Genomic DNA, 10,178 nt, shown 5'->3' on the forward strand with positions numbered 1-10,178 from the left:
CGGCGACCAGCGGTGAACCTAGGATCCTCGACGTGACCGGCCAGAGCAGCGTGCGCACGCGACGCACGTTCGACGGTGGCGCGGTCGCCGTCGCCACGAGCGTGATGAACGTGTCGACCTACGGCTACACCATGCTCACCGCGCGCCTGGTCGGCCCTCGCGAGTACGGCGCCTTCGTCGCCTGCCTCGGCCTGGTGCTCGTCATCCAGGTCGTCGCGTACGGCCTGCAGGCCGCCGCGGCGCGGCGGATCGCCGTCGACGGCGCGAGTGTCGCCACGATCGAGCGGGTGGTGCTCGCCCTCGGGGCGAAGGTCTCGGTGCTGCTCGGCCTTGCCCTGGTGGCCGCGACTCCGCTGGTCGACCGCCTGCTCAACCTCGACAACCTCACCCTGGCCGCCCTCGTCGGCCTCAGCGCGGTGCCGCTGACGTTCGCAGGCGCGCAGGCAGGTGTCCTGCAGGGCGAGAAGCGCTGGGGCGCGCTCGCGGTGTTCTACCTCGCCAGCGGCGTCCCGCGCCTGCTCCTCGGCTCGGCCCTCGTCGTCTGGCGCCCGGACTCCACCAGCGCGATGGCCGGGGTGCTGCTCGGGATGTGCTTCCCGGTGGTCGTCGGGTGGTGGGTCCTGCGGCAGCGCCGTGACCTCCCTGCCCCGCCGGCCGCCGAGCACTCCACCCGCTCGCTCCTCGTCGAGGCCGGGCACAACATGCAGGCGCTGCTCGCCTTCTACGCGCTGTCGAGCGTCGACATCGTGCTGGCCCGCCAGGTCCTCAGCGAGCACGACGCCGGCCTCTACGCGGCCGGCCTCATCCTGGCGAAGGTGATGCTGTTCCTCCCGCAGTTCGTGGTGGTCATCGCGTTCCCCGACATGGCGGCGGAGGACGGCCGCCAGCGCGCCCGCACGCGCAGCCTGCTCGTCGTGGCCGCCGTCGGCGCCGTGGCGGTGGCCGGCGCCACCGTGCTGTCGGGCGTGGCCATGATCTTCGTCGGCGGCGACGACTTCGGCGAGGTCGAGCACGTGCTGTGGCTCTTCGCGGTGCTCGGCACCGTGCTGGCCATGCTGCAGCTCGAGGTATACGCGGCGCTCGCGCGACAGGGCCGGCGCGCCGTCGCGCTCGCGTGGGCGGCCCTCGTCGCGGCCGTGCTGCTCGGCTCGCAGGCCACGACCGTGACCGGGCTCGTGGTCACCGTGACCGCCGTCGACGCCACGTTGCTCGTGGTGCTCGGCGTGCTCGGCTCGCGCGCCGCACGCCCGGTCCACGCCCCGACGCAGGCCCCGTGACCGCCGGCAGCATCCGGCGCTTCCTCGCCGGCAGCGGCGGCATCGTCGTCGGCACGGCGGTGATGAACGTGTGCACGTTCGGCTTCACGATCGTCGCCGCCGGCATCCTCGACACCGCCTCCTACGGCGCGTTCTTCGCGCTGCTCAACCTGCTGATGGTCGTCTCGGTGGTCAACATGGGCCTCCAGGCCACCGCGGCGCGCCGCATCGTGGCCGACCCGGGCGCCGTCGACGTGGTCGAGCGGTCGATCCTGCGGGTCGGGTACGCCACGTCCCTCGCCGTGGGCGGCGCCCTGCTGGTGCTCTCCCCCGCCGTCACGTGGCTGCTGCAGCTCGACTCGGTCGTGCCGGCCCTGGTGCTGGCCGCCCTCGCCGTGCCCACCACGATGATGGGCGCGCAGGTCGGCATCCTCCAGGGCGAGAAGCGCTGGCCCGAGCTGTCGTGGGTCTACGTGCTGGCCGGCGTGCCCCGGATCGCCGGCCTCGCCCTGCTCTGGCTCCATCCCGGTGAGAGCGTGGCGCTGTTCGGCAGCGGCCTGGGCTACGTCGCGCCCGTCGTCCTCGGGTGGTGGGTGCTGCGGCGACCCCGCCACACCCACGGGACCGGCCCGGTCACCGCCGAGCCGGTCGAGGACAGCTCGCCGTGGCCGGTGCTGCGCGAGGCGCTGCACAGCGCGCAGGCGCTGCTCGCCTTCTTCGCGCTCGCCAACGTCGACATCGTCGTGGCACGCCACGTGATGGGCGAGCACGACTCCGGGCTCTACGCGGTCGGGCTGCTCGTCGCCAAGATCATGCTCTACCTGCCGCAGTTCGTGGTGATCGTGATGTTCCCGTCCCTGGCCACGGCCCACGAGCGTCGTCGGGCGGTCGTGCGCGGTACGGGTGCGATCCTCGCGCTCGGGGCCGCCTGCACGCTCGGCGTCGTCCTGCTGGCGGGCGTCGCCGCGGACCTGCTCCGCAGCGAGAAGCTCGCCGCCGTGGCGGGCCACCTCTGGCTCTTCGCCGTGCTCGGCACCCTGCTCTCGATCATCCAGCTGCTGGTCTACGCGACCCTGGCGCGCCGGGGTCGCTTCTCGATCGCCCTCGTCTGGCTCGCGCTGGCGGCCTGCGTCGCCGCGGGGGCCACGACCAGCACTCCCACCGGGCTGCTCACGGTGATGATCTCCACCAGCGCCGTGCTCACCGCCCTGCTGGTCGCGACCAGCCTGCGCGCCGACGCCGGCTCGGTCGGCTCGGGCGACGACGGGTCAGTGGGCGGCGTCGTGCCAGCTGCGCCCCACACCGACTGAGACGTCGAGCGGGACCGCCAGGTCGGCCGCACCACCCATCTCGCGGCGCACCAGCTCCGCGAGCGTGTCGGCCTCGCCCGGCGCCACCTCGAAGACGAGCTCGTCGTGCACCTGGAGCAGCATCCGCGAGGCCAGGCCCTCCTCGCGCAGGGCGCGCTCCACCCCCAGCATGGCGACCTTGACGAGGTCGGCGGCCGAGCCCTGGATCGGGGCGTTGAGCGCCATCCGCTCCGCGGTCTCGCGGCGCTGCCGGTTGTCGCTGGTGAGGTCGGGCAGGTAGCGCCGGCGGCCCAGGATGGTCTCGGTGAAGCTCGAGCGCCGCGCCTCGTCGACGATGCCGCCGAGGTAGTCGCGCACGCCGCCGAAGGTCTGGAAGTACTCCTCCATCAGCCCGGCCGCCTCGCTCGTGCTGATCCGCAGCTGCTGGGAGAGCCCGAAGGCGGACAGGCCGTAGGCGAGGCCGTAGTTCATCGCCTTGATCTTGGCCCGCTGCTCGACGCTCACCGCGGCCGCGTCGACGCCGAAGACCCGTGCGGCGGTGATCGAGTGGAAGTCCTGGCCCGAGCGGAACGCCTCGATGAGCAGCGCGTCCTCCGACAGGTGGGCCATGATCCGCATCTCGACCTGGCTGTAGTCCGCGGTCATCAGCGACTCGTAGCCCTCGCCGACCACGAACCCCTCGCGGATGCGTCGGCCCGCCTCGGTGCGGATCGGGATGTTCTGCAGGTTCGGGTCGGTGCTCGAGAGCCGCCCCGTGGCGGCGATGATCTGGTTGTAGGTGGTGTGGATGCGCCCGTCGGGGGCGACCGTCTTCAGCAGGCCCTCCACCGTCTGGCGCAGGCGGATCACGTCGCGGTGGCGGAGCAGGTGCTGGAGGAACGGGTGCTCGGTCTTCTCGTACAGCTGCTGCAGCGCGTCGGCGTCGGTGGTCCAGCCGGTCTTGGTGCGCTTGGTCTTCGGCATGTCGAGCTCGTCGAAGAGGACCACCTGCAGCTGCTTGGGCGAGCCGAGGTTGATCTCCTTGCCGATCACCGAGTAGGCGTCCTCGGCGGCCGCGCGCACCTGGTCGCCGAACTCGGACTCCAGCGCCTCGAGGTGGTCGGTGTCGACGCCGATGCCGGTCTGCTCCATCCGCACCAGCGTGCCGATGAGCGGCAGCTCGACGTCGCGGAGCAGCCGGGTGCCGCCGTGCTCCTCGACGGCGCCGTCGAGCGCGTCGGCGAGGTCGAGCACCGCCTTGGCGGTGAGCATGCCGGTGTCGCTGGCGGCGGTGTCGTCGATCGTGTCGAAGGTGAGCTGGTCGGCGTCGGTGGTGTCCTGGCGCAGCTCGCGCTTGAGGTAGCGCAGGGTGAGGTCGCCCAGGTCGTAGGAGCGCTGGTCGGGCTGGACGAGGTAGGCCGCGAGCGCGGTGTCGACCTCGAGCCCACCGAGCCGCCACCCGCGGGCGGCGAGCGCCAGGCTGGGGCCGTTGGCGTCGTGCAGCGCCTTGGGGCGGGCCTCGTCGGCGAGCCACGAGGCGAGGGCGGCGTCGTCGTCGGGACCGAGCTCGGCGACGTCGATCCACGCCGCGTCGCCCGACTCCGTGGCCACCGAGATCGCGTGCACCTCGCCGGTGCCCGCCCGCCAGGTGCCGCCCACCGCGACGCCGACGCGCTGCCCCGCGGGCGCGTGCTCGGCCAGCCACGTCGCGACCTCGCCCGCCGCGAGCCTCCGGCCGTCGAGCTCGAAGCCCGACTCGGCCTCGACCGTCGCGTCGGGCTCGGGGTCGATGGTGTCGAGCAGGCGGGTGCGGAGCTCGCCGCGGAACTCCAGCTCGTCGAGCAGCTCGAGACCGGTGGTGCGGTCCCACGGCCGGCGCGCCAGGTCACCGGGGTGGAGCGGCAGCGGCAGGTCGCGGACCAGCGCGTTGAGCTGGCGGTTGCGGATCACGTCGCCGAGGTGCTCGCGCAGCGCCTCGCCCTTCTTGCCGCTGATCTCGTCGGCGCGGGCGATGACGTTGTCGAGTCCGTCGTACTGGTTGATCCAGCGCGCCGCGAAGCCGGGCCCGACGCCGGGGACGCCCGGCAGGTTGTCGGAGGTCTCACCCACGATCGCCGCGAGCTCGGGATAGCGGTGGGGCGGGACGCCGTACTTCTCCTCGACCGCGGCAGGCGTCAGCCGCGCCAGGTTGCTCACGCCCTGCATGGGGTAGAGCACGGTCGAGCTCTCGGTGACGAGCTGGATGGAGTCGCGGTCGCCGGTGAGGACGAGCACCTCCATCCCGTCGGCCAGCGCCTCGGTGACGAGCGTGGCGATGATGTCGTCGGCCTCGTAGCCCGCCACGTCGAGGTGCTGGATCGCCATCGCGTCGAGCATCCGCCGGATCAGCGGCAGCTGGCTGCTGAACTCGTCGGGCGTCTTGTTGCGCTTGGCCTTGTAGTCGGAGTACTGCTCAAGCCGGAAGGTCTGGCGCGACTTGTCGAAGGCGACGGCGACGTGGGTGGGCACCTCGTCGCGCAGCACGTTGACCAGCATCGAGGTGAAGCCGTAGACGGCGTTGGTGTGCTGGCCCGAGGCGGTCGCGAAGTTCTCCACCGGCAGCGCGAAGAACGCGCGGTAGGCCAGGGAGTGGCCGTCCAGCAGCAGGAGGCGGGGGCGGGTCGTGTCGCTCGTCTCGGGCACCCGCCGACTCTATCCGCCGGGACCGACACCGCGACGCGCGGGAAGGCGCCCGCCGGGGTCGCGGGCGGGCGCGCCACAATGGCGCCATGAGCGAGACTCCCGCCCCTGCGTCCCTGGCCGGCCTCACCGTCGAGGAGCTGATCGCCTTCATGCCCGAGGGCAACGGCAAGCTCAACGAGAAGATGGGCGTCGAGCTCGTCGAGGTCTCCGCCGAGCGGGTCGTGGCGACCATGCCGGTCGAGGGCAACACCCAGCCGTTCGGCCTGCTCCACGGCGGCGCGTCGGTCGTCCTGGCCGAGACCCTGGGCTCGATCGGCTCGGCGATCCACGCCTACCCGGAGAAGGTGGCGGTCGGCGTCGACATCAACGCCACCCACCACCGCGCCGCCACCTCGGGCACCGTCACCGGCGTCGCGACGGCCGTGCACCTCGGCCGCAGCAGCACGTCCTACGAGATCGTCATCACCGACGAGCGCGGCAAGCGGGTCTGCACCTCGCGGATCACCTGCGCGCTCATCGACGCGCCCCGCGACTGACCGCCCGGAGGCTCAGCCAGGGACGCGCTCGCCGCGCCGCACCCGGCGGGCCGCCAGGACCCGGTCGATGCGCTGCTTGCTGCTCGCGGCCGGGGTGGCGGCCTGGCGGGTCTTGGGGAGCCGGGCACGGACCGAGCTGGTCGTGGCGGCACGCAGCATCGCCTGCGGGGCGAAGGACAGCCGGGCCATGAAGCGGTTCGCGTCACGCGACTCGGCCGCGGCCGCGGTCTGGACGTGGGCGATGCCGTGCTGCTCGGCGAAGCGGCACGCGGCCTCCATGAGGGCGCTGCCGACGCCCTTGCGGCGGAACCGGGGGAAGACGTGCGGGGACACGGCCAGGACGGCGGGCTCGAGGTTGAGCGGGGTGAACGTGCCGGCCTCGAGGTAGACCGCACCGGCGACCTCGCCGTCGACCTCGGCGACCACCACGCACTGGTCGTCGCGCCCGGCGGCAATCGTGACGATGCGGCCGACATCGGCGAGCTGCTCGTCGAGCCCTCCACGACGGAGGATGTCGCTCCACAGCTCACGCAACGAGGCCACGTCGCAGGCCCCTGCGGCGCGTACGGTCACCGGCGTCCGACTCATCGACCCACCACTTCTTCCGTGCTCCTGTGGCCCCCCACCGGCCCGTCCCGGCGCCACACCCGGGCGAGGCTACGCCCACGTGGGCCTCGACGCTACGCCGAGGTCGGCGACTTCGCAGCCGAACCGCGACAACGGTCCGTCACCGGCTCGTGCACGCGGCTCCCACGACGGACAGCGGTTTGTAACGTCCGCGTGACGAAGCCCACGCCGCTCGCGCCCGCGGGGTGGTGGGTGCACTAGTCTCCCGGGCATGTCATCCAGCACACACCCGCGCTCGCGCGGCATCGTCCGCAGCTCCCTCGCTCTCGTCTCCACGCTGGCCCTGGCCACGGCCCTCACCGCCTGCGGTGGGTCCGACGACAGCGGCGACAGCGGCAAGGACGGCTCCGGCAGCGCGTCCGGCCTCACCACCGTCTCCAGCGGCACCCTGACGGTGTGCTCGGACGTCCCCTACCCGCCCTTCGAGGACTTCGACGAGACCGCCGAGTCCGGCTTCAAGGGCTTCGACATCGACGTCGTCCAGGCGATCGCCGACGGCCTCGACCTGGAGCTCGCCGTCAAGGACTCCTCCTTCGACGCCCTCCAGAGCGGCCAGGCGCTCAACGCCGGCCAGTGCGACATGGCCGCCAGCGCCATGACCATCACCGACGAGCGCAAGGCCGCGCTCGACTTCTCCGACGGCTACTACGACTCCGAGCAGTCGCTGCTCGTGCCCGAGGGCTCCGACATCGCCTCGATCGACGACCTCGACGGCAAGAAGGTGGGCGTGCAGCAGGGCACCACCGGCAAGTCCTACACCGAGGAGAACGCCTCGGGTGCCGACATCATCTCCTTCCCGAGCGACGCCGAGATGTTCCAGGCGATCAAGGCGGGCCAGGTCGACGCGCTCCTGCAGGACCTCCCGGTCAACCTCGACCACCAGAAGGCCGGCGGCTTCGAGGTCGTGGAGACCTACAAGACCGACGAGCAGTACGGCCTGGCGATGAAGAAGGGCAACACCGCCCTCGTCGACGCGGTGGACGAGCAGCTGTCCACGATGCGCGACGACGGCACCTACGACGACATCTACAACACGTACTTCTCGACTGAGTGATCGCCGGCTCTCCATGGCACTGAAGCGCACCACGAAGCGCCGCGTCGTCCAGGGGGTCCTGTACGCAGTCCTCCTGGGCGTCGCGGTCGCTCTCGCGTTCGCGGCCGACTGGCCGACCATCCACGACAACTTCTTCGCCCCGGGCGGCTTCGGCAACCCGTTCAAGGGCGACTGGGGCACGTGGCCCGACCTGATCACGGTCGGCGTGAAGAACACGCTGATCTACACCGCCATCGCGTTCGCGGCGGGCCTCGTCCTGGCGGTCCTGCTCGCCCTGATGCGGCTCTCCCCCGTCGGCCCCTACCGCTGGCTGGCCACGGTCTACATCGAGTTCTTCCGCGGCCTGCCGGCACTGCTGGTGGTCCTGCTGATGGCCTTCGGCATCCCGATCGCCTTCCAGTGGACCCCGCCGGGCGGCGCCGTCGGTGCGGGCGTCATCGGCCTGATCCTGGTCGCCGGCGCCTACATGGCCGAGACGGTGCGGGCCGGCATCCAGGCGGTCCCCAAGGGGCAGACCGAGGCGGCCCGCTCGCTCGGCATGAGCGGAGCCCGCACCACCGTCACGGTGGTCCTGCCGCAGGCGTTCCGCATCGTCATCCCGCCGCTGACCAACGAGTTCGTGCTCCTCATCAAGGACACCGCGCTGCTGTTCGTCATCGGCTTCGCGGCCGACCAGCGCGAGCTCACCACGCTCGCGCGTGACTTCGTGGCCTCGAGCCCGAGCGCGGGCACGTCCACCAGCTACATCCAGGCGGCGATCCTCTACCTGGTCATCACGCTGCCGCTCACCCAGCTGGTCAGCTACCTGGAGAAGCGACAGAGGAGGTCTCGATGACCACCACGGCTCGACCCGAACGCTCGGGTGCCGCGATCGACGTCCGGGGGCTGCACAAGTCCTTCGGCTCCAACGAGGTCCTCAAGGGCATCGACTTCCACGTCGACAACGGGCAGGTCGTGTGCGTCATCGGCCCGTCCGGCTCGGGCAAGTCCACGCTGCTGCGCTGCGTGAACCGGCTCGAGGAGGCCGACCAGGGCCAGATCCTGGTCGAGGGCATCGACGTCTGCGACCCCGAGACCGACCTCGACGCCGTGCGCTCGCGCATCGGCATGGTCTTCCAGCAGTTCAACCTCTTCCCGCACATGAGCGTCCTGCGCAACCTCACGGTCGCGCAGGAGAAGGTGCGGAAGCGGTCGAGGAAGGAGGCCGTCGAGGTCGCCCGCGCGAACCTCGAGAAGGTCGGGCTGGCCGGTCGCGAGGACGCCTACCCCGCACACCTCTCGGGCGGCCAGCAGCAGCGCGTGGCGATCGCCCGAGCGCTGTCGATGGACCCCGACATGATGCTCTTCGACGAGCCCACGTCGGCGCTCGACCCCGAGCTCGTCGGCGACGTGCTCGAGGTGATGAAGACGCTGGCCTCCGAGGGCATGACGATGATGGTCGTGACCCACGAGATGGGCTTCGCCCGTGAGGTCGGCGACAAGCTGGTCTTCATGGACGGCGGCGTCATCGTCGAGGAGGGCGACCCGCACACCGTGCTGGCCACCCCCCAGCACGAGCGCACCCAGGCGTTCCTCTCGAAGGTCCTCTGAGCAGCACCTGGCACCCACCTGCACCCACGACGAAGGGCCCGGCCGTGACGGCCGGGCCCTTCGTCGTGCAGTGGCGGTGCGTCAGATGTCGCCGCCGAGGTAGGCGGCGCGCACCGAGGGGTCGCCGGCGAGCTCGGCACCCGTGCCCGAGCGGACCAGCTCACCGGTCTCCAGGACGTGGGCCTGGTCGGCCGCCTTGAGCGCCTGGGCGGCGTTCTGCTCGACGAGCAGGACGGTGGTGCCCTGCTCGTTGATCTCCTTGATGATGGCGAAGATCTGCTGGATGAGCTTGGGCGCCAGTCCCATCGACGGCTCGTCGAGCAGCACCACGCGCGGACGCGCCATCAGGGCGCGGCCGATGGCGAGCATCTGCTGCTCGCCGCCCGACATGGTGCCGGCGACCTGCGAGATGCGCTCGGACAGGCGCGGGAACAACGCCATGACGCGGTCGAGGTCGGCCGCGAGGCCCGCCTTGTCGCGCCGGACGAACCCGCCCATGTCGAGGTTCTCCCGGACGGTCATGCCCGGGAAGATCCCGCGACCCTCGGGTGACTGGGACAGGCCCAGCTTCACCCGCTTCTCCGGAGACATGTCGGTGATGTCGGTGCCGTCGAAGGTCACCTTCCCGGCCCGCACCTTGCGCAGGCCCGACAGGGTCTTCAGCGTGGTGGTCTTGCCGGCGCCGTTGGCGCCGATCAGCGTCGTGACCGTGCCCTCCTCGACACCGAACGAGATGTCGCGGATCGCCTCGATGTGGCCGTAGTTGACGCAGAGGCCCTCGACCTCAAGAAGCATCTTCTTCCTCGACTCCCAGGTAGGCCGCGATGACTGCCGGGTTCTCCCGGATCTGCGCGGGGGTGCCCTCGGCGATCTTGCGACCGAACTCGAGGACCACGATGCGGTCGGTCACGCCCATCACCAGGCGCATGTCGTGCTCGATGAGCAGCACGGTCACGCCCCGGTCGCGAAGCTTGCGGATGAGCTCCATCAGGCGCTGCTTCTCCGCCGGGTTGAAGCCTGCAGCAGGCTCGTCCAGGCAGAGCAGCGTCGGGTTGGTGGCCATCGCGCGGGCGATCTCCAGGCGACGCTGGTCGCCGTAGGACAGGTTCGCCGCGAGCTCGTCGCTGCGTCCCTCGATGCCGAC

10 protein-coding genes are annotated in these 10,178 nt (G+C 71.5%); 6 read left to right on the forward strand and 4 right to left on the reverse strand.

Annotated features, from left to right (window positions below):
• Positions 1 to 32 precede the first annotated feature (32 nt).
• Together ACFFJG_RS20085 and ACFFJG_RS20090 are read left to right on the forward strand one after the other, a co-directional pair.
• Positions 33 to 1,277, forward strand: a complete 1,245-nt coding sequence (locus tag ACFFJG_RS20085) for an oligosaccharide flippase family protein (RefSeq protein WP_378520577.1) — start codon at positions 33 to 35, stop codon at positions 1,275 to 1,277.
• Positions 1,274 to 2,566, forward strand: a complete 1,293-nt coding sequence (locus ACFFJG_RS20090) for a lipopolysaccharide biosynthesis protein (RefSeq protein ID WP_378520578.1) — start codon at positions 1,274 to 1,276, stop codon at positions 2,564 to 2,566. Before ACFFJG_RS20085 ends, ACFFJG_RS20090 begins: the two co-directional genes overlap by 4 nt.
• Here the strand turns inward: ACFFJG_RS20090 and polA are convergent.
• On the reverse strand, positions 2,525 to 5,227 hold the full coding sequence (polA, locus tag ACFFJG_RS20095) for a DNA polymerase I (protein WP_378520579.1): 2,703 nt from the start codon (positions 5,225 to 5,227) through the stop codon (positions 2,525 to 2,527). The two genes, ACFFJG_RS20090 and polA, sit on opposite strands and share 42 nt — an antisense overlap.
• 86 nt (positions 5,228 to 5,313) lie before the next feature.
• Here polA and ACFFJG_RS20100 point away from each other — a divergent pair, with 86 nt between their 5' ends.
• Complete coding sequence (locus ACFFJG_RS20100; protein WP_378520580.1) at positions 5,314 to 5,763, forward strand: hotdog fold thioesterase; 450 nt, start codon at positions 5,314 to 5,316, stop codon at positions 5,761 to 5,763.
• A gap of 12 nt (positions 5,764 to 5,775) precedes the next feature.
• On the opposite strand, the gene ACFFJG_RS20105 is transcribed toward ACFFJG_RS20100, so the two are convergent.
• Positions 5,776 to 6,306 (reverse strand): GNAT family N-acetyltransferase, encoded by a 531-nt coding sequence (locus ACFFJG_RS20105; RefSeq protein WP_378520581.1) that lies wholly within the window; start codon positions 6,304 to 6,306, stop codon positions 5,776 to 5,778.
• Between the two features lie 295 nt (positions 6,307 to 6,601).
• Between ACFFJG_RS20105 and ACFFJG_RS20110 the strand changes: the two genes are divergently transcribed.
• The 3 genes from ACFFJG_RS20110 to ACFFJG_RS20120 are packed head-to-tail and all read left to right on the forward strand — an operon-like array spanning position 6,602 to position 9,034.
• The gene (locus ACFFJG_RS20110) at positions 6,602 to 7,444 is read left to right on the forward strand and encodes a basic amino acid ABC transporter substrate-binding protein (RefSeq protein ID WP_378520582.1); all 843 of its coding nucleotides are present in this window, start codon (positions 6,602 to 6,604) and stop codon (positions 7,442 to 7,444) included.
• A 13-nt stretch (positions 7,445 to 7,457) separates the two neighbouring features.
• Positions 7,458 to 8,279, forward strand: coding sequence for an amino acid ABC transporter permease (locus ACFFJG_RS20115; protein ID WP_378520583.1), 822 nt, complete (start codon positions 7,458 to 7,460; stop codon positions 8,277 to 8,279).
• Positions 8,276 to 9,034, forward strand: a complete 759-nt coding sequence (locus tag ACFFJG_RS20120) for an amino acid ABC transporter ATP-binding protein (RefSeq protein ID WP_378520584.1) — start codon at positions 8,276 to 8,278, stop codon at positions 9,032 to 9,034. Before ACFFJG_RS20115 ends, ACFFJG_RS20120 begins: the two co-directional genes overlap by 4 nt.
• Positions 9,035 to 9,115: 81 nt before the next feature.
• Here ACFFJG_RS20120 and ACFFJG_RS20125 read toward each other — a convergent pair whose 3' ends face one another.
• On the reverse strand, positions 9,116 to 9,829 hold the full coding sequence (locus tag ACFFJG_RS20125; protein ID WP_378520585.1) for an ABC transporter ATP-binding protein: 714 nt from the start codon (positions 9,827 to 9,829) through the stop codon (positions 9,116 to 9,118).
• A partial coding sequence (locus ACFFJG_RS20130) for an ABC transporter ATP-binding protein (RefSeq protein ID WP_378520586.1) occupies positions 9,819 to 10,178 on the reverse strand: 360 nt, incomplete at its 5' end. The genes ACFFJG_RS20125 and ACFFJG_RS20130, both read right to left, overlap by 11 nt.

It is taken from the genome of Nocardioides zeicaulis (assembly GCF_042432345.1).
Classification (GTDB): Bacteria; Actinomycetota; Actinomycetes; order Propionibacteriales; family Nocardioidaceae; genus Nocardioides; species Nocardioides zeicaulis.